The organism is Loktanella sp. IMCC34160, assembly GCF_004145845.1.
GTDB lineage: Bacteria > Pseudomonadota > Alphaproteobacteria > Rhodobacterales > Rhodobacteraceae > SELP01.
Genome location: NZ_SELP01000007.1, coordinates 1 through 22154, shown reverse-complemented (window position 1 = coordinate 22154; position 22154 = coordinate 1). Strand labels below are relative to the sequence as shown.

Below are 22154 nucleotides of genomic sequence, written 5' to 3'. Positions count from 1 at the left end.
GGGCGGTCCCCGCCCTCGACCCATGAACAACACGTCACGCGACGAGGTAAGCTATGGATCCGCAGCTTTGGGAAGAGATCGAACGCGGCGACGCGGAAGAGGAAATCGAAGCGATCGTGCGACTTCGGCTCGATCATCCGGCCCCGGAAAACCTGCGAATCGTCGCCCGGTTTGGTGATGTAGCCACCTGCCGGTTGCGTCGCCGGGATATTCTGGAGGTGCGGTCGCATCCCGCCGTGCGCAGCCTCAAGGCCTCAAGACGCCTTTCGAACGACGATATGCGCAGCCCTCTCTCGTCTGGTCGGTCAAATGACCGGCGGCGCCCCAACCTTCGCGAAACGGGCAACGGGGTGATTGTCGGTATCATCGACTATGGCTGCGATTTCGCTCATGCGGCCTTTCGCAACGCGGATGGGTCGACCCGCCTGCGCTGGCTTTGGCACCAGGGCGGAGCGACCACCGACCAGTCCCCCGCGCCCTATCACAAGGGCCGTCTCATCTCGCGCGAAGAGATCAACCAAGCGCTTCAGGCTGACGATCCCTACGAGGCGCTTGGCTATCATCCCACATCTCCTGGGTCCCGCACCGGCAGTCACGGCACCCATGTTCTGGACATCGCCGCCGGAAATGGCCGTGGTCTGGCCCCGTCTGGCATGGCGCCAAATGCCGATATCATTTTCGTCCATGCCGCGACGGGAAGAACCGACGGGCTGTCGAATTTCGGCAATTCCGTCGGGGTGATGGAGGCCGTGGCCTTCATTCGCGACAAAGCCCAGGACCAGCCCTGCGTGATCAATATCTCGATGGGGCGGCACGGCGGCCCGCATGACGGAACAACCCTGATCGAACGCGGGTTCGACGCGGTTCTTGCACAGCAAACCGGCTTTTCGATCGTGCAAAGCGCGGGCAATTACTACGCCGCCGAAATCCACTGCAACGGGCGGTTTCGCGCATCTGGCGACAGCGCCCGAATGACGATGCGCACCTTCCCCGACAACCACCGAACCAAAGAGCTTGAGATCTGGTATTCAAGCCGAGACCGGCATTCGGTCCGGATCGTGTCCCCTGATGGCCGCACCCGCGTGACCCTGCCCTACAACAGCCGCCGGACCATTCGGATCGAAGGAGAGGTGGTCGGGCGCGCCTATCACCGGGTTGGCGATCCGGGAAATGGCGACACCCACGTCGACATATTTCTTTATGAAGAAGCACCATCAGGCGAATGGACGATCACCCTGACAGCTGAAGAGGTGCAGGACGGGCGCTGGCACGGCTGGATCGAACGCGACGGCGGCGCGGGCAGACAGACCCGGTTTTCCGGCGGACCAGTGTCGCCTGCGACGACCGGCGGAACAATTGCGCATGGGCGTGGAGCAATTCAGGTGGCCGCCCACGACGGCGCGCGCGGACCGCGCCGCCGATACACGTCGTTTTCCAGCGCCGGACCAACCCGCGACGGCCGCCGGACACCATTTGTCGCCGCGCCCGGTCTTGATGTCCTCGCGGCCCGGTCCGCGCGGCGCGATCGCCCAAACTCCGGTCGCGAAGCGGTTCGCAAATCCGGCACATCCATGGCCTCGCCGCATGTCGCGGGATTGGTTGCCCTGATGCTAGAGGCCGCACCGCACGCCAGTCAGCGGCAGTTGCGGGGCATTCTGGCCCGAACCTCGCGCCGGATTGTTGGCGCCCGAACCTCAGCGGGGGTCAGATCGGCCCATGGCGCCGTGAATGAAGTTGCGGCCGTGCGTGCCGCACGCAGGCTTGGCCAGAGATCAACACCCCGGATCGGCAGCCCTGACACTCTGATTGACGCGACCGAAAGCGCAACAGAAACCATCACCACCTCAGACTGGGCCCTGATCAGGAATTGGATTGCGGTTGGTGCGGTGCCGACCGATGGATCAGGGGCGCTTCCGACCAACCGGTCGATGCCAAACTCCACCCTGCTTCCCTCTGCCCCGGCGCAAGCAGCCCGCCTTCTTGCCCAGGCCCTGATGAATTACCATCACGTGCAGGCCGGGACGACTGGGCCCGTTGGTATCATGCCGGCCAATCCGGCAGCCGCGAATGCCCGGCTCGATCCCACGGCGCGGCTGATCCTGCCGGCACTTCCGCCAACCCACACCGAATGGCAGGAGGTCGGGACCTTTATAGAGGGGCAACTTGACGCGCAGCGCGGCGGCACGGCGACCGGACTGATCGGGACTGACGACCGGGTCAACCGGATCAATATCGCCCATCATATCGCTTGCCTGCGGCTGCAGGTCTTTCCCGGCTCCACCGCGTCACCGGCATCGCGCTACTGCACCTATCCGCAGTCCTCACCCCCGGACATGGCGATTGTCATACTTGCGCAGGCGCTGGCCCGGCTTGGGCCAATCGTGGACTGGGCGCGGATTCCCTTCGATGATCGCATCCACTATGTCATGAGCCGCCTAATCCACCGCCACGGGCTCAGCCGCAACGCCGCCGCAGGTCTGGTCGGCAACATGATCGAGGAATCGGGCGTTCTGCCTGAGCGGCTGGAAGGGTCGTCACGGGCAACCCCCCGGTACGCGCCATCGCGCCAGCGGCGACGCGCCGGTCAGAGGCGGTCCACTCCGGGACCGAGCCGCAGACATTCGGCCACTTCCGCCCGGACCCGGCCATTGGGCGGGCCCCATTTTGGCGGGGTCGGTTTGGTTCAATGGACCAACACGCGCCGTGACTTCCTTTTCGGCCTTCAACCCGGCGGCGTCGCCATTGGCGATTTCATCCTATATTTCATGGACGGCCAGATTGACGGGGTTATCGCCGAACTCGGGCGGCCCGGATACCGGCAAGCAAACCGCGTTCTTCGCCGCGCGGGCGTCACGCGCGATGCCGTCGCCGACGAGATCGTCTATAGCTATGAAAAACCGGGACGCGTGCTGGAACCCGACCCCGCGCGACCGGGCCGGAAACGTCGCCGGGCGCGCACCGATCCGCAGGTGCAGGGCGTCTTTCGCCGCCGCCGCGCCGCCGCCACCGACGCCGATGCCGCCTACGGCCGTGTCGAAGCCCGCCGCACCGCGGCCACACCGACACATTCCGAACAAACGGTCTTTGCCCCAATCAAGGAGGAGACATCATGAACGACCTTGCCCTGTTCCGGCCCGGCCCTGTCTTTCCCATCGAAACAGCGGGCGAGCCCCGCGATGCCGAACGGGTTCTCCAGCGCAACGTCCGCTATCTCTGTTTCGAAGGCGGTGGCGGCAAGGGGGTGATCTTTCTGGGGGCGATCCGCGCCCTGACCGCGCGCGGCGTGCTTCAATTTCGCAATGGCCGCCTTGTTCCGGGTGCCCAGATCGACGGGATCGCCGGGTCGTCAGCCGGGGCGCTCACCGCCGTTCTTCTGTCCTGCGGCTATGATCACCGGGCAATTCAAAGCCTGATTTTCGGGGCTTACAACTTCAACCGTTTCTTCGATCAGCCCTCCTCACCCGCGCGCCGGCCCACGGTGGCAGGCTACGACGATGACGACCACCGACCGCATCTTCCCTGGTATCTAAGCCCGTTGACCCGAGTGCCGATTTCTGGCTCGGCAGACGACGGGGCCGGGGCGAAACTGGGCAGTTCGCGCATCGTTCACTACCTTCTGAACCTGTGGCGGCACATGGGCGCCTTCTCCGGATGCGCGGCCTATGACTTTTTCGACCGGCTCATCGCGATGAAGGCCGCCCGTTTGGCCGGTCAGGCGAATTGGCGCGACTACCACGGCATGACGTTCGAACAGCATTTCCAGACATTTGGCATCCGTCTTGTCCTGACCGGGTCCAACTTTGAAACCGGAAAAAGCGCCTTCTTCTCGGCAGAGACCTGTCCGAACATGCGGGTCGCCGTTGCTGCCCGCATTTCAATGAGCTTGCCATTGATCTTCAAACCGGTGCGCATCTCGGCCGCATCGGCCCGCCGACTTGCAGGGCCGCCGTCCAATCCACTCAGTATCTCTGCAAATGATTTCGAGGGGGTCTGGGTCGATGGCGGCTATATGAACAACCTGCCCCAGACGGCGTTTTCGCATCTGCCGGGCGGACGGGGTCGTACCCTTGGGTTCACGCTGAACGACTACGGCGCAAGCCGCAAACGGATCCGGGGCCTTGCGGACTTTCTCGCAGCCTATGCGCAGCTTGGCATGTTCGGAACCGGCGAAAGCCATGAAACAGCCAGCACCGGGGTCAGCGATGACCGTGTCGCCCTGATGGCAGGGGACGCGTCGTTTCAGATCGGGACAATTGATTTCGCTTTCAGCCCCGCCCAACGCCCCCATGTGGCGCGTTTGATCACGGCCGCCGAACGCGCGGTCCTGCACTATTTCGACCGTCCCTAGGAGTCGTTCCCAGTTGCCGATGGCAGCCGCCCGATCCGATTGGAAAAGGCTTGCTCCTCCGGCGCCAGTCTCGACGGGAAAAGCGGCCACAGACCTCAACACCGCAGAAGAGTCGCGATGTAATCAGGCGCCTTGGGCACAATTCCGTTCGGTTTCAGCGCCTTCATCGAATATGCGCCTATTGCGATCTAGACGTCTGCTGGCCCAAACCTGTTATTGCCCACGCCATGGGGCGAGCGCAGCTTGCATTGTCTACATTCGCCGCAATCGCAAAATCAGGTCGTAGGCGGGAACTCTTCTTTTTTGAGGAGCGCGTGAGTAGAATTTATTTCCGGGGCGGATTTGGGGCATAGCAATCCTATTTCCGACACTAGAAGACCAAGGACAGCTTTCTCTCGGCCAAGTGGATCGTTGCCTCTGTCCCCCAATCGAACGATAGAAAGTCGTCTTCGATTCCGTCTGCAAAAATGACACCGCCCTCATTGATGCGGGACAGCACCGATAGATGGTTACCCTGTGCGATTTCGCCGGCGGCAATGTCATTGCCTGATGTGCGGCTTGGCCAGGGTTCGCGCGCAAAGAAAGCTGCGCGATGGTCGGATGGCGCAATGTTGTAGGCGCGCTGCGTCGCAGCCATGATTGACTTGGCCCATCCTGTCAGACCGGTCCCCGTCGCAACGATGACACCCGACGAAGACTGGAATTCCTCCGCGCCGTCAGCCCGCAGGACATATCGCGCAGATTGATGTGATCGGTGGCCGATGAAAAGCTCGTTGAGGGCGAGCAATGATTGCCCCTCACCTGTCTGGGCCTCGACCATCGTTCTGGCCTCAACGTCAGCATCGCCATGCGCCACCCGTTTCAACAGCGCAGGCAAATGGGCGGCACTGTGTCGGGTCAGGACACCTTCTGACACCGAGGGGTCAGGGGTCACGCCGATTACCGGCTGCCCATCAAGGTACTTGGCAAGGTTTGCGACGAGGCCATCCTGGCCAATCGGCACTACAATGTCGTTGGCCGAGAAAAGAAAGCGACTCAGATCATCCCGTGTGACATGGGCGAAGGACCAATCCGAGGGTATGGAAGCCTTTGCAAACTGGATCGCATCAGACAGCAAGGCATCCCGTGCTTCCGGTTCGGCGATATCCTGACCGCGAGCCGACAGAAAGAACGCAGCCTGCCCCCGCGTGCCATGTTTAGCCAGAAGCGCAGCGTATTCGCTTTCGCGACTGACCAGGACGACACGCGGGTTCAGGCTGCTCATCTCATTTCTCCGCGCTTTGGGCCGCCAATAGAGCCCTTGCCTGTTGGGCAAGCCCGGCCAGCATATCGGGGCTCACGTTCAGGCTGTCGATCCGTTCCAGCTTACCTGCGAACTGCTGCGCCGCGAGGGCAAAGAGGACAGCAGGCGGCACATCGGCGATAGCCTCCATCCGCGCCCTTTCCATGTCAGCTGCGGCCTGTTCGACAGCGCGGATGCGCTTGGCCTCAGCCTCAGCACTGATGATCTTGGCCTTGCTTTCGGCCTCGATGGAGATCCGCCGGGCGGCGGCCTGCGCTTCAGCCTCTGACCGGGCGTTCGCGTCTTCGCGCGCAATCAGATCCTTGCGCCGCGCCGCCAGTGCGATCTGGTTTTGCAGTTCGTTTTCAGCAATCGCACGTTCCTTATCTACCGCAAGCGCTCGCCGGGCAAAGGTTGCCTCGTCCGCTTTTTGCTGCAGACTTTCAAAGGTTGGGGCCTGCAGCGCCCGCGAAAGTTCGGCGCTTGGGGTCAGGGCAGAGACCCGGATACTGACGACCTCTAGCCCCATGCCGGACACTGTCGGATCAGCCCCAAAGCCATCCGCAATGGCCGCCTGAACGGGCGACAAGCCTGCCTCCAGAAGTTCTCGCACGCTTTTATTCTTCAGATAGGCGTCTGCGAACGCGCGCACGAGACCCGTCAGGACAGACTTGATCTGATCCTCGGGCTTGCCAAGCTGCACGCCCTTGTTGACATCGATCCCGAAGTCGATCCGGTTTGCGATCTTGTCCGCATCGGCCACCCGCCAGATGACGCTACCCTGCACCGCCAGGTCCTGATAATCCGAGGACTGCCCCTTGATCATGAAGATCAGTTCCCGGTCATTCATCGGAACTTCTGCCAGAGACGCCCCGGTCGGGTCGAACCAGAAGGACAGGCCCCGACCGGATTTCTTCAAGACCCCTTTGCGGAAATATTGGATGTGCTGCGAGGCTTCGGCCCGCAATTGGTTAGCGATGATGTAGCGTTTGATCTGTGCCATCGCTCTACTCCTCTGGCTTCAGTGTATAAAGTTCGGCTGGCCGGTAGGCCCCGCCGGTTTCGAATTCACCTGTTGGGATGATCATCCCGCGATCCAGCAGTTTGCGCCGGAACGGCGGTTTATTCAGTGACCGCCCCAGGATGGCCTCATGCACTTCCTGGACCTCGCGCAGGGTGAAACGTTGCGGCAGAAAGGCAAAGCCAATGCGCGAATAGTCCAGCTTGCCTCGAAGCCGCTTGACGACATCCCCAAGAATTTCCGCGTGATCGAAAGCCAGCGGCAGACTCGCGCCATTCTGGACCGCTTCCGCCACGCCCCCTGCCACGCCTTCCCACGCAACGCGGATCGTGGAGAGAGGCATGCCCGCCAGTGCCGCTGCTGGACAGAGCGCCATGTAGACAACACTGATCACCCGCCCCCTTGGGTCGCGGTCAACGGCCCCGTAGGTTGCGAGTTGCTCAAAGCGGACCTGCGGCTGTCCCACTTTCTCCGCCAGAACACGGGCAACTGTTTGATCAAGCGATTGGTCAAGGTACACGAATCCGCCTGGCATGGCCCAACCCGGCACGTTGTCCTCCGGCCTCTCGACGAGCAGGGCCTTCAGTGCACCATCGACAACCGTCATGATCGCTAGGTCCACTGCAACGCTGGGTCTGGGATAGGTTTCGAGGTTCGACATCTGTAATATCCATATTAGTAATTACCTAATTATATATTACATACTCGCCTGTCAAGCGGGTCTCATTCCCCTAGAGCAGCCCCAGTGCAAAGAGCAAAATACGGACTTTGGCGACAGGGCTGGACGCCGCGATGCGGCTTCACCAACGCGGCCGCTGGCAATCTTATCCGGCACTCCGGTTGGACAAGGGGCTGTCCCGCGGCCACTCTCCCATTACGTCCTCACCTTCGGCGGGCAACAAACGGGGGCGACGATGGCACGTTGCGGTCGCGCATTGCGGATAGGGGATTCTTGAGGGTAATCATTCCGTCGAACTGATAAGGTTGACAGCTGTGCGCAAAGCAATCGTCTTAGGTGGCTATGGGCTGATCGGCTCGGCCTGCATGCGGAAATTGACGGATGCAGGTTTCGAGGTCACCGGAATAGGCAGATCGTATCGCTCTGCGATGACTGCCGACGCCACGGCAAACTGGGTCATCCGCGATATCCCCTCGATCCCCGTCGATGAATGGCGGGAGCTGCTCGCAGATGCTGATGTCGTCGTGAACGCCTCGGGCGCGCTTCAGGATGGGGCCCGTGACGATGTTGAAGCGATCCACGTCGCTGCTATCGCCAAGCTGATCGAGGCAGCGGCCGGGCTCCCTATTCGGATCATTCAGATTTCCGCGGCGGGGGCTGCAGCCGATGCCACAACCGCCTTCCTGCGAAGCAAGGCGCGCGGGGATGAGATCGTGAGGCTTGCGGCCGATTGGGTGATCCTGAGGCCGGTGCTCGTCCTTTCGACAGAAGCCTATGGCGGGACGGCGCTGCTTCGGGCTGCGGCGGCATTGCCTGCGGTTTTGCCTGTTATCTTCCCTGACAGCCGGATCCAAACGGTCAGCGTCACTGATGTCGCAGAAGCGGTCGTTTGTGCTGCCCGTGGTGATCTGCCATCCGGTCTTGTCGCGGACCTGACCGAACATGAGGCGCACAGGTTTCCCGATCTGCTTGCCAAGGTCCGATCATGGCAGGGGTATGACTCACCGATTTTCCGGCCACGATTTCCCGGAGTTCTTGTCACATCGATTGGAAAGCTGGCCGACCTGCTCGGCTATCTGGGCTGGCGCTCGCCTTTCCGCAGCACCGCGTTGAAGGTGTTGAGGGACGGCATCCGTGGCGACCCCTCTGCCTGGGAAAATGCAGGTGGCCGACCTTGCAGGTCGCTCGGGGAAACGCTGGCGCAGATCCCGGCGACCCGGCAGGAGAGGCTGTTTGCGCGGGCCTATTTCGCTCTGCCACTGGCGATCGGCACATTGGCGCTCTTCTGGTGCCTGTCGGGGTTAATCACACTGGTCACGCCATCGCGTGCAATGGCCGTTCTGGCTGTAAGAGACGTTCCAAGCTGGGTTGGCGGACCCACGGTTATTGGCGGTGCCCTTGCGGATATTGCGCTTGGCCTCGCGATCCTCTGGCGGCCATGGGTGAAGCATGCGGCGCTTGGAATGATCGGACTTTCCTGTAGCTATCTTATTGGCAGCGCCTTGGTCGCACCCGACCTGTGGGCCGATCCGCTGGGACCTATGGTTAAGGTCCTCCCGGGAATTACCCTTGCGGCATGGGTTTGGATGACGATGGAGGAACGATGACCTACGAGTTCTTGCGTTTCTTGCATGTCATTGGCGCGACCGTCTTGCTCGGGACCGGTGCAGGGATCGCGTTTTTCATGGTCATGTCCAATCGAAGCAATGATCCAAGGCTGATCGCGCATGTTGCCGGGATTGTAGTGATCGCGGACACCATCTTCACCGCGACCGCCGCGGCGGTGCAACCGATCTCTGGCTTTCTTTTGGCGCGACACTTCGGCAGGCCGATCTTCGAGGGCTGGGTTGCGTGGTCCCTATGCCTCTATGTTTTCGTTGGCGTCTTTTGGCTCCCAGTCGTCTGGATGCAAATCAGGATGCGGAATCTCGCGATCGCGGCGCGTGATGCCTGCACCCCCCTACCGCCCTCGTATCACCGGCTATACCGGTGGTGGTTCGCCTTCGGCTTTCCGGCATTCGCAGCTGTGCTTGCGATCATCTGGCTCATGCTCACCAAGCCCACGTTCTGAGCTTGACCGTCGATCAGCTCGGACCGATTGAACCCCAAGACCTGCGGTGCGGAACAGATCCGGCGCTTTGGGTCATCTGGCCCGTCGCGGAACTGTGCGCACTTCTCGATTTCCGCTGTCGCAGGCCGGTTTGCAGTCGTTCAAATGCATAACGAAGCAGTTGCTTCTCGATCCCAGACGGAAACGTTTGCTAGGGTATAGTCCAAGGCTTGCCGGGACATAGTTCGGACCAAGAAATGAAAAATGTTATTCTAACCCAATCCCTTAGCGCGGGTGGCACAATTCGCCAGTTGTTTCGAAAGATCCGACCAGATTGGCAAACACGTGTCATCGCATCTTATGATGACTACTCACACGGGCCGCTTGCATATCGTGGCACGGGCCACGACTTCGTCGCGAAACGGCGCGAGTTCTGGAGGTCGTTTGATCCGTATGACACCGACATAATTCACGCGTTCGACCTCAAGGATGAATACGACTTGATGGTCAACGAAGTCATTTCGTCGCAGAACGCCGAGATTTGGATCTCGGATAGCGTTCAGGACTTCTTCTATGCCACGGTGGTCCTGCATCTGATGACGGCCGAGGAAATCAATACATCTGGCATCTCGGTAAGATACTTCGGTGGCAAACAGGTGAAATGGGGCCTTGGCGTCCTGAGAGTTGAAGAGCTCGAAGACTTGTATTGCTCGAACACGGCGGAGTCTTTCGACCCCGAGTACTTCAAAGACGCATGGAAAGCGATTTCTGCAGGTTCCGGTGAAGCAATAAGCGGACTCATCGAAGTGAATGCCCCGTCCACGCCAATGGCTAAGGCGCTTTCAGCCTATTTGTTAAGGTTCCCGCGGTTCAATGGTGGATTGGGATCAATCGAGCGCTCTTTGCTGGGAGCGGGCACCGAAGAGATGAAGAATGCCGCCTATACAGTTGGAAATGCGATGGCCAAGGGTGAACCACCGAATGATCGCATCGGCGACCACGTGTTGTTCAAAAGGCTGGTTGAGCTTTGCGATGAAACCTCCGCCCCATGGTTCAGGCTCGAAGGGGATCGTCGGAGAATGCGAAGTTGTTCGGTGCAGATCACCGAAAGCGGGAAGGCGGCCAGAGAAAGATATTCGGTTCAAGGTCTGTAGGACCGTGTCGGCACGAACGACGTCAATGCTGCCATTTCGACGCTGCCCGGCGTCCGCTTTTACGGGCTCGGCGTTGCAACAGCGAGGCGCAGCGCTGGCTTCCTGAGCCGGTCTCAAGCGAAAATCGCCTGCTCGCCGCAGTGAAGGATCGGGTGTTACCCGATTCATTTCGAACGCTTTACTATCTGCCGCGCTACGCCGCCAATTGGCGAGCCAGCGGCGGTGCACCGCAACCAGTTCCACACCTCATTACCTCGGGTTTCGTGTTGACGGTTTGGGACGCCGCCCCCTCTGCACGGGAACTGCACATCACCCTTCTCCTGTCCTGCACGACACACAGCTACACCCAGACGGAGCAGTTGTTATGGGAGTTCGTGATGAAGACATTTCTGGTTCGGGGTGTCCCGCCGGGGTTGGCAAAGGATGCTTGGTGGATGACGCCGGATGCCACGCGGGGATCGGCTGCGCGGCCTCGGGGCAAGAGCATGGCGGGGGGCCGTCGTGCGGGCCTGCTGGCCGCGTTGATCCTGTTGGCTGATCAGTTGCTATGGCAGGTGATCCCTGGCCTGTCGCTCATCCCGTTGACAATTGCCGTCGCCGCCGCCGCGCAATGGTCCGTTGGCCGCCAGATGTCGCGCGCCAACCTGATCCGGGCTTGGGGCGTGCTGCTTTTCCTGCTGATTCCGGCGATTGTGCAGGTCCAGTTTCTTTCGGTCATGTTTCTGGCGATGGGACTGGGTCAGTTTCTGGTTTGCCTGTGTTACCCCAAGACCGCCCCCGGGGCCGCAGAGTCGCTGCGCACGGGGCTTCGGTTGCCCTTGCGCGCTGTTGTCCAGAATGTGGACGATATCAGCGCGCTGCCCAGTCTTTTGTCGCGCAAGAACCAGTACATGCGCCGGATCTGGCGCGGCGTCGGCGACTGGCTACTTCCGCTTGGACTGGGCGCTGTTTTCATAACGCTGTTCGCGGTCGCAAACCCGCTGATTGATCGGATCCTCTCCTATCTCGTCAATTGGGATATGGCGTCGATTGACGGTGCAAGGCTTCTTGTCTGGGTTGGGCTTGCGTGGTGCATTTGGCCCATCCTTCGACTTCCCGCGTTTCGGGAACGGCTGATCCTAGCCGGGCCAGAGCGGACGATCGCACGGGGTCGGTTCCCGGGGCTCAATGCCCGATCTCTGCTCCGGGGTCTGGTGATCTTCAATCTGCTTTTCGCCATTCAATCGGTGTCGGACGGGGCCTATCTTTGGGGCGGCGCGGCGCTCCCGGACGGGATGAGCTATGCGGCCTATGCCCATCGCGGGGCCTACCCGCTTCTGGTCGTCGCACTGCTTGCCGGTGGGTTCAGCCTTCTGGTGCAACCCCATCTTGCGGGGCACCCAACACTCAAACGATTGCTTTACCTTTGGCTGGCTCAGACGGTGGTCCTTGTTGCCTCTACGTTGATGCGGCTTGACCTTTATGTCGGCGCGTTCGGGTTGACCCGGTGGCGGATCGCAGCGGCAATCTGGCTGGTGCTGGTCATGGTGGGCCTGTGCCTGATGCTGTGGCAGCTTTGGAAGGGTCACGGGCCGGGCTGGCTGATCTTGCGATCGGCGGCGGTGTCTGCCCTTTCCCTTTACCTTGTCTGCTTCGTCAGCCTTGGTGGATTGGTTGCAAGTCATAACCTGACGCACCAGAAGGACCATATGATCGACCGTGGCTACATCTGCGGGCTTGGCCCGGACGCGCTTCCCGCGATCCGCCGATGGGAATCCGAAAAGGCGGCGACCTTCTGCCGTGCAGACTGGATGACCCGCGCCACTGCTCCGCTGCCAAGGGATTGGCGGGAATGGGGCTACCGCAACTGGCGCTTGCGATCTACCTTGGCCGGGATCGCAGCGCAGGGACATGACCAGCAATGAGCCATCACATCCTGATCGTCGAAGACGACCCGCAGATCCGGGATGTCGTTCGCATTGCACTGTCGCGGGCCGGCTATACCGTGAAGGAGGCCGCAGACGGACAACGCGGGCTTGATACCGCCCTATCGGAACGTCCTGACCTGATCGTTCTTGATATCGGATTGCCCGAACGAGACGGGCTAGATGTGTGCCGCGAAATCCGGAAAACCGCGGATATTCCTATCCTGTTCCTGACCGCCCATTCCGATGAAGTGGATCGCATTGTCGGACTGGAACTGGGGGCCGACGACTATGTCAGCAAACCGTTTTCACCGCGCGAACTGGTGGCACGGATCAGGGCCATCCTGAAACGAAGCGGTCCATCAGCTGCTTCAACTGCGCAGTTCCGCCATGGGGTATTGACCGTTGACCCGGACAGGCATCTTGCGGTGGTCGGGTCCGAGACGATCCCCCTGACCGCAAGAGAGATGGAGTTGATCGCCCTGCTGATGGCCAGCCCGGACAGGGTGACGTCACGACCCAGGTTGGTCGATCAGGTCTATGGGACAAACGTGCAAGTGTCGGACAGGACATTGGACAGCCATCTGCGCAACCTGCGGGCCAAGCTGGCGCAGGCGGGATGCCATGATGCGATCGAGACGGTGCATGGGGTCGGGATCAGGATGGGGCCATGCCGGGGCGCATAGTGCGGAAATGGCGACCGCCCTTGGCACTGGTCCTTGGCGGAACGCTGGCGGCGGTTCTGGGGGTTCCGCTGGTCGGGATCGCCTATTTCCGCGTCGCCGGATCCGTGCTGGGTTGGGCCGAGACCGCATGGCTGATTGGTTGGATGGCGGTGGTTGCCACAGTGATCCTCGGGATCCTGCTTTGGCGCCTTGTCCTGCGGCCGGTCCAAAGCCTGACCGGCTATGCGCAATCCATCTCGGCTGGGCAGGCCGCAAGCCCCCCGCGCCATTTTGGAACACCCGAATTTTCAGCACTGGGACAAAGCGTGATCGATATGGGTGACCATCTGCACCAGCGCGCGGAACACATGCGCGCCTATGCCGATCACGTCACACACGAGCTGAAGTCGCCGCTGACCACTCTGCGTGGTGCCGCAGAACTGCTTCAGGACGGCGGCTTGTCTCAAGACGAACAGGACGCGCTCGTGTCGCGGATCACGAACGCAACATCCCAGATGACGGAACAACTGGATGCCCTTCGGCGACTGGCCCACGCGGATGCCACCCCGATGCGCGGCACCAGCAGGCTTGTCGAAATCTTGCCCCGGATCGAAAAACGATATCCGTCTGTCGCGATCTCTGTTCAGCAAGACGGAACTGTGCCCTTCCCGCCGCAGACACTGGAACCGGTGCTGGATCACCTAATTGCAAATGCCTCTGAACATGGGGCTGACCGGATCACCCTGTCGGTCGAACGCGGGGGAATGGCGATCGAGGACAACGGAAGAGGAATCTCACCCGGCAACCGCAAGCGCATTTTCGACCCGTTTTTCACAACGCGGCGAAGTGGCGGCGGAACGGGCATGGGTTTGCCAATCGTGCGCCGCATGTTGGAGGCGCAGGGGGCGGACATCACCCTGTTGGAAAGCCCGTCGGGGGCCCGCTTCTGGGTGGAATTTCATAGATGAATATCTGTTGCGCGGATCGGTTGAGGGGATCGGCCTCGTGAATCCAGCACGCTGCCATAGGTGCGGTTGCCCCCCAGTGAAGGACAGGTTCATAACCTGACTTTCACACAAGACCGAACTGAAGCTATGTTTTCCTGGGCCCGAGTATGCGAACAGCGCCGAGACCGAGCGGAACGCTTTCACATGAAAGCGCCCCACTTAACCCGTCCCGACCTGGCGATTTCCGACCTGCGGTTTCCTTATCCGTTTGGCCGTCGCCCGGTTACGCCGCTGCTTCGCCCCGGTGATGTGAAACCGCGTCGATCAGGTTCTCCTCGGTCATGTCATCGCCTTCGAATTCGGCCACAATGGCCCCCTCGGACATGGTCAGCACCCGGTGGCTGACCCCCAGCACCTCGGGCATTTCCGAAGAGATCACGATCACCGCCAGCCCCTGTTCGGCCAGATCCGCGATCAATTCGTGGATCGCCGATTTCGAACCCACGTCGATGCCGCGGGTCGGTTCATCAAGGATGATCAGCTTGGGATCGGCGCAGAGCCACTTGGCCAGCACGAATTTCTGCTGGTTTCCGCCCGAAAGCTGCGACACGGCCTGATCCGGGCCGGTGGTCTTGATCGACAGCGCCGAGCGGTATTTCTCGAACGTGGCGAGTTCCCTCGACCGGTTCATGATCGAGAGTTCCGAGAACAGCCGCAGATGCGGCAGCGAGGTATTCTCGCGCCCGCCCATCATCAGCACCAGCCCCTGTTCCTTGCGGCTTTCCGGGACCAGTGCCATGCCCATGTCGATGGATTGGCGCGGCGTCGGCAGGTCGATCTCGCCACCCTTCCAGGTGATCTTGCCGCCATCCGCCTTGCGCACGCCGAAGACCGTTTCGACTACCTCGGACCGGCCAGCGCCGACGAGGCCATAGAGCCCCAGCACCTCGCCCTCGCGCACCGAGAAGCTGACGTCTCGGAACAGACCCTGCTTGCTCAGGCCGTCGACGCGCAAAACCTCTTCGCCGAACTCTGCCTTGGCCTTGACGAAATAGGCGTCCAGCGTCCGCCCGATCATCATGCGCGTGACCTGGTTTAGGTCGGTCGCGGCAGTTTCGACCGTGCCCTGCACCTTGCCGTCGCGCAGCACGGTGATCCGGTCGGTGATGTCGAAAATCTCGTCCATCTTGTGGCTGATATAGACGATCCCCACGCCCCGCGCCTTGAGGCCGCGAATGGTGTGGAAAAGCTGCTCTTTTTCCGTATCGGTCAGCGATGCGGTGGGCTCATCAAAAATCACCACATTGGCGCGGAAGGCCTCTGCACGCGCGATTTCGACCATCTGTTGCATCGCCACCGAAAGGGTGCCAACACGCACATCCGGGCCAAAGCCGCATCCCAAAGCCTGCAACGCCGCGGACGCATTGCGACGCAGTTCGCGTTTTTTCAGCACCCCGAAACGATTGGTCGGCCACGCGCCAAGATAAATGTTCTCGGCCACTGACAATTCGGGCGACAGCGACAGTTCCTGATGGATCAGCAGGATGCCCTTTTGCCGCGCATCCAGCGGCCCGGTAACTTCGGTCGGCGCACCCTGATAGATGATTTGCCCCTGATCGGGCTTATGCAGCCCGGCAAGTGCCTTCATCAGGGTTGATTTTCCGGCCCCGTTTTCGCCCACCAGCGCGTGAACCTCGCCACGGCGGATGTCAAAGCTGACATCGTCCAGCGCCTTGACGCCCGGAAATGTCTTGGTGATGCCTTCGACCTTCAGAATGACGTCGTCCATCACCTGTCCTCCTTGTGGTTCAGCAGCTTGTCCAGGGCGAGCGCCAGAACGAGCACGCCACCCATCACCATCAGTTCAACGTAGTTGGGCGTATTGAGCAGCCGCAGACCGTTGCGCAGCACCGCCAGCGTCAGCACGCCGCCGATAGTCATCCACATACTGCCGAAACCGCCCTGCAGACGCGTGCCACCCAGCACCACGGCGATGATAGTCCACAGTTCCCAGATTTTGCCGGCGTTGGGTTCCGCCGTGCCAAGCCGCATCGACAGAAGAATGCCACAGATCGCCGCCAGCGTGCCGCAGATGGTGAAATTGATGATCTTGTGGCGTTTGACATTGATGCCAGCATCATGCGCGGCCTCGATATTGTCGCCCACCGCATAGGTCTCGCGGCCGTGGCGGGTGCTCGACAGCACCCATTGAAAGAACAGCGCCAGCACGAAAAACAGGATCGCGGTGAGCGAGATTGGTCCAAGATAGATCTCGGGGATTTCGGTGTAGCTGAAATCCTGCACCATCAGCGCGTTTTCCCCGCTGTAGACAAAGACCAGCCCACGAATGCCGATCAGCCCACCCAGCGTCACGATAAAGGAATGCATCCCTGACAGCGCCACAAGCGTACCGTTCACAAATCCCAGCGCCGCGCCGGACATCAGGCCCAGAAACACGGCGGGCCAGACGCCCATATGATCCTGCAAACCGATTGCCAGCGCAGAGGCCAGCGCCAGGATGGCACCGACGGAGAGGTCGATCTCGCCGTCGATCATTACCATGGTCATGCCGATGGCAAGGATGCCGATGAATGCGCCCTGGGTCAGGATATTGCCGACATTGTTGATGGTCAGGAAATAGGGGCTGGCCAGCGAAAAGACGACCACAGTAAGGGCCAAAAACACCCAGATATGATTCCTCAGCAGCAAGTTCAGCAGGTTGTGCAGTGGCGATCCGGTCCGACGGTCTGTGACAGAGCTCATGCGAAGATCCTCCCGCGCTTTGCGCCCAGATCAATCCAGACGGCGATGATGATGACGGCCCAGGTAACGAGCCATTGCACGTAGTACGGAAATCCGAGCAGCAGCAGTCCGTTTTGGATGAAGCCCAGCATCGAGATACCGATGACGGTCCGCCAGATGCTGCCAGAGCCGCCAAGGAGTGACGTGCCGCCAAGGATCACGCCGGCCAGAACCGTCAATTCATAGCCCTGCCCGATGGTGTTCTGCGCGCCCATAACCCGGCTGCCCATGATGATCGCGGCGAGGCCTGTTGTGAAACCCGAGACCACGTAGGTCCAGAACACCGTCCAGCGCGCGTCTATCCCGGAAAAGATACTGGCGGTTTCATTGCCGCCAACGCCGTAGACGCGCCGCCCAAAGCTGGTGAATTGCAGGACCAGCCCGGCAATGATGGCGGCCACAAGGAACAGGATCACAGGCACCGGAATACCAAGGAAATCCCCCCGACCGAACACTGCGAACCAGGTTTCCTGGGCATTGGCGACATTCACGTTTGCCCCTCCCGAATAAAACAAGACAAGCCCTTGCAAGAACGACAACATTGCCAGCGTGACGATCAGGGCGTTCAAACCGATAAAGCCCACCAACAAGCCATTGACGGCCCCCACGGCCAGCCCGGCCAGCAACGTCATGACAATCGCCGGGAACGGGCCTGCGAAATTGTGCTGATCTACCACGATGACGGTCAGCAATGTCAGAAGGGAACCCACTGACAGATCCAGCCGCCCGGTCAGCACCACGAAGGTCACCCCCAGCGCCATCACGCCCGTTATCGACACCTGACGCAGAACGTCGAGGATGTTACCCGGTGTCAGAAAGGACGGGGCATTGAACGCCACGCCCCCCAGAAACACCAGAAACGCCAGTATCAGCCCGTGGCGACGCAAGACGCCGTTGATCGTCTGTCCCATACGAAAATGTCCTCCCTGAAGCGACGATAGGCAGCGGTCTGTGTCTGAAAAACTGCCGTTATATCCAAAATGAATCTTCGACCAAGCGATGCCCCCACACTCCTCCAGGACGACGCTCGGTGGTGCAAATGCCGGAAAGTCAGATTTGGATATTTCAGCTGTTGAGCACCCCCTCCTTCTGCCGAACAGTCAGAGACAAGCACCCCGCAACGCTGCCAACGGGGAGTGCATTGAGGAGGAATGGCAGCGTCCAGAGGAGGAACACATGACGAAATTTACATCAGTGCTGGCCATCGCGGCCGCCGTCACTTGCGCCGCAAACTTTGCAGGCGCCCAGGATGCGCCGGAATGGTTGGGCGGTGAGCTCATGAAGCCGCTGTCCGAGACCCGCATCGGCATTACCGTGCTTTATCCCGGTTCGAATTCCTATCAGGCAAAGTATGCCGAAACCGCCGAAGCCTACGCAGCCGAGCTGGGCATTCAGGCAACCGTGATGGACCCGCAGGGCGACCCTGCCGTGCAGTTCGACCAGATTCAGGACATGGCGTCGCAGAACCCTGATGCGCTGGTGGTCTGGCCGACATCGCAAAACGCGCTGATCCCGGCCATCCGCGAGGCCTCGCGCGCTGGCATTCCGGTGATCACCTCCAACTCGCCCATCGGTGAAGCCGGCCGCCGCTACATTGAGAGCCACACCGGTCCTGACGATTGCGCTCTGGCATCCCAGGCCGCAGACATGCTGGGCGATGCCCTGGGCGGCGAAGGTGATATCGTCGTGGTCGAGGGCACCCCGGGCTACGCGGTTTCGATCCTGCGCGGCAACTGCTTCCTTGACCGGCTGGCCGACAACTACCCCGACATCAATGTCCTCGGCAGCCAAACGGCCGAATGGAACCGGGAAAAGGCACAGAGCGTGACCGAAACCTTCCTGACCCAGTTCGGCGATCAGATCGACGGCATCTATGCTTTCGATGATGGCATGGCCCTTGGGGTCGTCAGCGCGCTGCAGGGCGCGGGGATGGAGCCGGGCGATGTCAAGGTCGTCAGCTGTAACCAGTTTGGCGAAGGATGGGACGCGATGAGAGAGGGCTGGATCTCCGGCTCTGGCAAGCAATCCCCGATCGATGATGCGATCCTCGCGATCCAGACCGCGATCAAGGTTGCCAACGGCATCGAGGTTCCCGAGTTGCTTGAAATCGAGCGTGCGAAGATCACGCCCGCAAACGTTGACGAGTTCGAACGCCCGACTTGGTAAACCCGAAGACATTGACGTGCAGGCATACAGATCGTGTGCCTGCACGATTTTTTGAGTCATGAACCTGCGGATCGGGCCCGAGATGTCACAAAAGATGCGTGCAGCCGTTCTTGTCGAGCCGCGCAGGTTTGAAATCGAGCTGCGCACCGTTCCCGAAATCAAACCCGACGAAGTTCTGATCGAGGTCGCGCGATGCGGCATCTGCGGGACCGACACCCATATCCATGATGGCGGGTTCATGGCCCATCGGTTGCCGCTTGTCCCCGGGCACGAGTTTTCCGGTCGCGTGGTGAAAGCGGGTTCGCAAAGTGGCGTTGCAGAAGGCATCGCGGCTGTGGTGGACATCAATCACGGTTGTGGCCGGTGCTATTACTGCAGAAGAAACGAATTGATGAATTGCCCGTCGATCAAGCAGATCGGGATCGATGTGGATGGCGGTTTTGCCGAATATGTCCGCGTTCCGGGGCACCTTGTGATCGAAGCGCCCGAAACAACGCCTTTCGACGTTCTCGCCCTGACAGAGCCTGTCGCCTGCGTGGTGCATAGCGCGACGCGCAGCGGGTTTGAATTGGCGCGCTCTGTGCTGATTATTGGGGCCGGACCCATCGGGAATTTGCACGTGCAGATGCAACGGCTCACTGGGGCAGCCCCGATTATTGTGGCCGAAACGTCCGCTGATCGCGCTCGGCTGGCCAAAGCGGCGGGGGCCGATGCGGTGGTCAACGACCCGCAAGTGTTGATGGATGTCGTGCACAGTCTGACCGAAGGACGGGGTGTGGATCTTGCCATCGAAAGCGTCGGTGCGACCGCATTGTATGAAACGGCGCAGGCGGCCCTGCGCCCGGGCGGCCATCTTGCGGCATTTGGCCTTCCGCCCGAAGGCTCGGAACTGAAGGTGGATCTATTGACAACCGTGCTACGCGAAAATTCCCTGATGGGAAGCGTGGCCGGCCCGGGACAGGCGATGCATCACGCGCTTTCTTTGCTCTCTCACGGCAGGTTTGACACCAGTGCCTTTACGTCTGCGACCTATGCGCTGGAAGACATCTCAACAGCGTTCGAAACGCTGCCTGAACGGCCGCAGGATCTAAAAACCCAAATCATCCTCAACGATAATCTGTGAGTTCAAGCGTCAATACCGCCCCCGTTCACGCATGATCGCGTCAATCCGGTTTTGTGATCTTGCGAGCGCATCCTGCACGGAGATCGCACCTTGCAGCATCATGTGAATTTCGTCGCCGAGGATGCTGAGAAGGTTACTGAATTCCGGGATTGGCGGGCGCGGCCAGGTCTGCAATTCGCCGCGCCGCTCCATGCCGTCCACCTCGCTGATGAGCGACGAACTCGCCTGCACCTCGGGGTCGGCGCTGGTCGAGAACCGCGGGCTGGTGAGGTTACCGTTCAGCACGTACCATTTCAGCATTTCTGGCCGGGTCAGGTATTCCATGACCTTCCACGACGCTTTCTTGCGTTCGGCGCTCAACCCCGCGGGCACTGCCAGTGAAAATCCCCCGATGGGCGAGACGGTGCGCGCGCCCGGCCCGTGTGGATGCGGCACGAATTTCACATTTCCATGGGCCGGGGAATTCGCGTTCAACTCGAACGCGGCAGCGCGGATGCTCCAGCCATAGGTCATCGCTGCCTCGCCACGCGAAAAGATGCTGATCCGCCGATCCCAATTGCAACTCAGGCTGTCCTTGTGGGAAAACTCTGCCAGCTCCAGCAGGAACTCCGCCGTGTCGCGCGCCGCGTCGGTATCAAGCTGCGGGCGGTAGTTCTCCCCGTCGATCTCGGCCACGTTGAATTCATCGCCCAGCGGATCGAGATTGATTATCGGCTGTCCGAAATCCGCGAGTGTTTGCATAAAGGTATGGGCCACGGGCGTCCCGCGCCCGAAATTCATCACGATCCCGGACATGTTGAAGCCCGAGCGGTGCAGCACCCGAGCGGCAAGCAATAGCTCGTCGGTGGTTGTCGGACAGGACAGCCCGGCTTCGGCAAACAGGTCAGAGCGGCAGAACAGCAACTCCGCCGTCGGCTGGATCGGCAGGCCATATTGGCTGCCGTTCCACGACGATCCCCTGTAGGCCGCATTGTGGAAATCCGAGGGGTTGTAGCGCTCTTCGCGCATCACCTCATCCAGCGGTTCGATCACCCCTTCGGTGGCCAGTTGGCCAATCCACGGCAGATCCACTGCCATCAGATCGTATCTGGACTGTTGCCGCTCGGCATTGCTCATGATCTCGCCATGCAGCTCATCCAGCGGCAGATTGACGATTTCGATATTGGTGCCGCAGAGTTCGTCCAGATTGGACGAAAACTCGCTGAGCGTCTTGAAGGTGGGGTCGATGGGGCTCAGGATACGGAAGGTGCGCTCGACCCCTACCCCCTGCCGCATGGCGCTAGGATAGGGCAAGGTGCGCGACGCCATGTAGTAGCCCCCAAAGTAGAAATCACCCATCTCGCCATTGCCGGTGGTAAATCCAAATGTATTGCCCACCATCGCCTTGAGTTGCATGGCAAAACTTTCGAATTCGGCGATCAGCTTGCGGGTGGGATGCAACGAAAAACTCTTGCCCGAGCGCGACTTGGGCCGCTTCTGCAACATCCCCTCTTCGATCAGCTCCGAAATGCGCCGCATCGCAGTGCCATAGGGCACGTCCGCCGCCATCGCCGCCGAGGTAATGGTGAGCAGCTTTCCCTCAAGATGCCGCCGCATGGCAAAGGCCACGATGTTCCAGCGCGGGTCCACGGTGGCGAGGCTGGTCCGCTTCTCGGATATGTCTCTGTTCGATTCCACAAAGGTGAGAATCCGCAGCAATTCCTCGCGCGTCATTGGGGCTTCTCCTGTCGTCCGGCGGCCTGATCGGCCCCATGATTTCAAAGCCGTCCCGGCAAACCAGAAGCGGTTCGTCCAAATCTGACATTTCACGTGTTCAGCAACAAGGTCGCCCCGTGCGACGATCCAGAAAACAAAATAAGTCTGTTGGAGGAAACCATGGCCCACGCGGAATACGACTACATCGTGATCGGGGCTGGCTCTGCGGGTTGTGCTGTTGCGGGGCGGCTTGGTGAGGCTGGGTTCAGCGTGTTGTTGCTGGAGGCCGGGGGCAAGGACCGCAATCCGTTCATCCAC

The 22154-nt window shown here is 60.7% G+C and carries 18 protein-coding genes; 11 read left to right on the top strand and 7 right to left on the bottom strand.

Annotated elements, in window-relative coordinates; all coding sequences use genetic code 11:
• Positions 1-53: 53 nt before the first annotated feature.
• Positions 54-3113, top strand: coding sequence for a phage tail tip lysozyme (locus tag EU803_RS15990; protein ID WP_129684676.1), 3060 nt, complete (start codon positions 54-56; stop codon positions 3111-3113).
• Positions 3110-4348 (top strand): patatin-like phospholipase family protein, encoded by a 1239-nt coding sequence (locus tag EU803_RS15985; RefSeq protein ID WP_129684674.1) that lies wholly within the window; start codon positions 3110-3112, stop codon positions 4346-4348. Before EU803_RS15990 ends, EU803_RS15985 begins: the two co-directional genes overlap by 4 nt.
• A gap of 370 nt (positions 4349-4718) precedes the next feature.
• On the opposite strand, the gene EU803_RS15980 is transcribed toward EU803_RS15985, so the two are convergent.
• From EU803_RS15980 to EU803_RS15970, 3 genes are read right to left on the bottom strand one after another with little or no spacing between them, the layout of a single operon-like run.
• Complete coding sequence (locus EU803_RS15980; RefSeq protein WP_129684672.1) at positions 4719-5612, bottom strand: NAD(+)/NADH kinase; 894 nt, start codon at positions 5610-5612, stop codon at positions 4719-4721.
• A gap of 1 nt (position 5613) precedes the next feature.
• Positions 5614-6633: an SPFH domain-containing protein gene (locus tag EU803_RS15975; protein ID WP_129684670.1), complete on the bottom strand. Its 1020-nt coding sequence runs from the start codon at positions 6631-6633 to the stop codon at positions 5614-5616.
• A gap of 4 nt (positions 6634-6637) precedes the next feature.
• The gene (locus tag EU803_RS15970) at positions 6638-7312 is read right to left on the bottom strand and encodes an NUDIX domain-containing protein (RefSeq protein WP_129684668.1); all 675 of its coding nucleotides are present in this window, start codon (positions 7310-7312) and stop codon (positions 6638-6640) included.
• A gap of 332 nt (positions 7313-7644) precedes the next feature.
• Here EU803_RS15970 and EU803_RS15965 point away from each other — a divergent pair, with 332 nt between their 5' ends.
• From EU803_RS15965 to EU803_RS15940, 6 genes are all read left to right on the top strand, one after another.
• On the top strand, positions 7645-8937 hold the full coding sequence (locus EU803_RS15965; RefSeq protein ID WP_129684666.1) for an SDR family oxidoreductase: 1293 nt from the start codon (positions 7645-7647) through the stop codon (positions 8935-8937).
• On the top strand, positions 8934-9401 hold the full coding sequence (locus tag EU803_RS15960; protein ID WP_129684664.1) for a DUF2269 domain-containing protein: 468 nt from the start codon (positions 8934-8936) through the stop codon (positions 9399-9401). The genes EU803_RS15965 and EU803_RS15960 overlap by 4 nt, the downstream gene beginning before the upstream one ends.
• A gap of 236 nt (positions 9402-9637) precedes the next feature.
• Positions 9638-10534 (top strand): DUF1835 domain-containing protein, encoded by an 897-nt coding sequence (locus EU803_RS15955; protein WP_129684662.1) that lies wholly within the window; start codon positions 9638-9640, stop codon positions 10532-10534.
• Between the two features lie 263 nt (positions 10535-10797).
• Positions 10798-12438: a DUF4173 domain-containing protein gene (locus EU803_RS15950; RefSeq protein WP_165352881.1), complete on the top strand. Its 1641-nt coding sequence runs from the start codon at positions 10798-10800 to the stop codon at positions 12436-12438.
• A complete protein-coding gene (locus tag EU803_RS15945) occupies positions 12435-13124 on the top strand; it encodes a response regulator transcription factor (protein ID WP_129684658.1) in 690 nt (229 codons plus the stop codon). Before EU803_RS15950 ends, EU803_RS15945 begins: the two co-directional genes overlap by 4 nt.
• A gap of 20 nt (positions 13125-13144) precedes the next feature.
• Positions 13145-14071, top strand: coding sequence for an MFS domain-containing histidine kinase (locus tag EU803_RS15940; protein ID WP_242494397.1), 927 nt, complete (start codon positions 13145-13147; stop codon positions 14069-14071).
• 262 nt (positions 14072-14333) lie between these two features.
• On the opposite strand, the gene EU803_RS15935 is transcribed toward EU803_RS15940, so the two are convergent.
• The 3 genes from EU803_RS15935 to EU803_RS15925 are packed head-to-tail and all read right to left on the bottom strand — an operon-like array spanning position 14334 to position 17763.
• Positions 14334-15839 carry a sugar ABC transporter ATP-binding protein gene (locus EU803_RS15935; RefSeq protein ID WP_129684655.1) on the bottom strand — a complete coding sequence of 502 codons (1506 nt, stop codon included), beginning with the start codon at positions 15837-15839 and terminating at the stop codon, positions 14334-14336.
• Positions 15839-16813 (bottom strand): ABC transporter permease, encoded by a 975-nt coding sequence (locus tag EU803_RS15930; protein WP_129684653.1) that lies wholly within the window; start codon positions 16811-16813, stop codon positions 15839-15841. Before EU803_RS15930 ends, EU803_RS15935 begins: the two co-directional genes overlap by 1 nt.
• Positions 16810-17763: an ABC transporter permease gene (locus EU803_RS15925; RefSeq protein ID WP_129684651.1), complete on the bottom strand. Its 954-nt coding sequence runs from the start codon at positions 17761-17763 to the stop codon at positions 16810-16812. The genes EU803_RS15930 and EU803_RS15925 overlap by 4 nt, the downstream gene beginning before the upstream one ends.
• A gap of 265 nt (positions 17764-18028) precedes the next feature.
• Here EU803_RS15925 and EU803_RS15920 point away from each other — a divergent pair, with 265 nt between their 5' ends.
• Positions 18029-19018 (top strand): sugar ABC transporter substrate-binding protein, encoded by a 990-nt coding sequence (locus EU803_RS15920; protein ID WP_129684649.1) that lies wholly within the window; start codon positions 18029-18031, stop codon positions 19016-19018.
• Between the two features lie 58 nt (positions 19019-19076).
• On the top strand, positions 19077-20141 hold the full coding sequence (locus EU803_RS15915) for an alcohol dehydrogenase catalytic domain-containing protein (RefSeq protein WP_242494396.1): 1065 nt from the start codon (positions 19077-19079) through the stop codon (positions 20139-20141).
• A 9-nt stretch (positions 20142-20150) separates the two neighbouring features.
• On the opposite strand, the gene EU803_RS15910 is transcribed toward EU803_RS15915, so the two are convergent.
• Positions 20151-21854: an extracellular solute-binding protein gene (locus EU803_RS15910; RefSeq protein WP_129684647.1), complete on the bottom strand. Its 1704-nt coding sequence runs from the start codon at positions 21852-21854 to the stop codon at positions 20151-20153.
• Between the two features lie 162 nt (positions 21855-22016).
• On the opposite strand from EU803_RS15910, the gene EU803_RS15905 reads away from it, so the two are divergent.
• Positions 22017-22154 (top strand): lycopene cyclase family protein (locus EU803_RS15905; protein WP_129684645.1); only part of this gene is annotated, 138 nt, incomplete at its 3' end.

Excerpts from the sequence above, each read along its gene's own strand:
- EU803_RS15990 (WP_129684676.1), top strand. The coding sequence starts at position 54 with ATGGATCCGCAGCTTTGGGAAGAGATCGAACGCGGCGACGCGGAAGAG.
- EU803_RS15985 (WP_129684674.1), top strand. The coding sequence starts at position 3,110 with ATGAACGACCTTGCCCTGTTCCGGCCCGGCCCTGTCTTTCCCATCGAA.
- EU803_RS15980 (WP_129684672.1), bottom strand. The coding sequence starts at position 5,612 with ATGAGCAGCCTGAACCCGCGTGTCGTCCTGGTCAGTCGCGAAAGCGAA.
- EU803_RS15975 (WP_129684670.1), bottom strand. The coding sequence starts at position 6,633 with ATGGCACAGATCAAACGCTACATCATCGCTAACCAATTGCGGGCCGAA.
- EU803_RS15970 (WP_129684668.1), bottom strand. The coding sequence starts at position 7,312 with ATGTCGAACCTCGAAACCTATCCCAGACCCAGCGTTGCAGTGGACCTA.
- EU803_RS15960 (WP_129684664.1), top strand. The coding sequence starts at position 8,934 with ATGACCTACGAGTTCTTGCGTTTCTTGCATGTCATTGGCGCGACCGTC.
- EU803_RS15955 (WP_129684662.1), top strand. The coding sequence starts at position 9,638 with ATGAAAAATGTTATTCTAACCCAATCCCTTAGCGCGGGTGGCACAATT.
- EU803_RS15945 (WP_129684658.1), top strand. The coding sequence starts at position 12,435 with ATGAGCCATCACATCCTGATCGTCGAAGACGACCCGCAGATCCGGGAT.
- EU803_RS15935 (WP_129684655.1), bottom strand. The coding sequence starts at position 15,839 with ATGGACGACGTCATTCTGAAGGTCGAAGGCATCACCAAGACATTTCCG.
- EU803_RS15930 (WP_129684653.1), bottom strand. The coding sequence starts at position 16,813 with ATGAGCTCTGTCACAGACCGTCGGACCGGATCGCCACTGCACAACCTG.
- EU803_RS15925 (WP_129684651.1), bottom strand. The coding sequence starts at position 17,763 with ATGGGACAGACGATCAACGGCGTCTTGCGTCGCCACGGGCTGATACTG.
- EU803_RS15920 (WP_129684649.1), top strand. The coding sequence starts at position 18,029 with ATGACGAAATTTACATCAGTGCTGGCCATCGCGGCCGCCGTCACTTGC.
- EU803_RS15915 (WP_242494396.1), top strand. The coding sequence starts at position 19,077 with ATGAACCTGCGGATCGGGCCCGAGATGTCACAAAAGATGCGTGCAGCC.
- EU803_RS15910 (WP_129684647.1), bottom strand. The coding sequence starts at position 21,854 with ATGACGCGCGAGGAATTGCTGCGGATTCTCACCTTTGTGGAATCGAAC.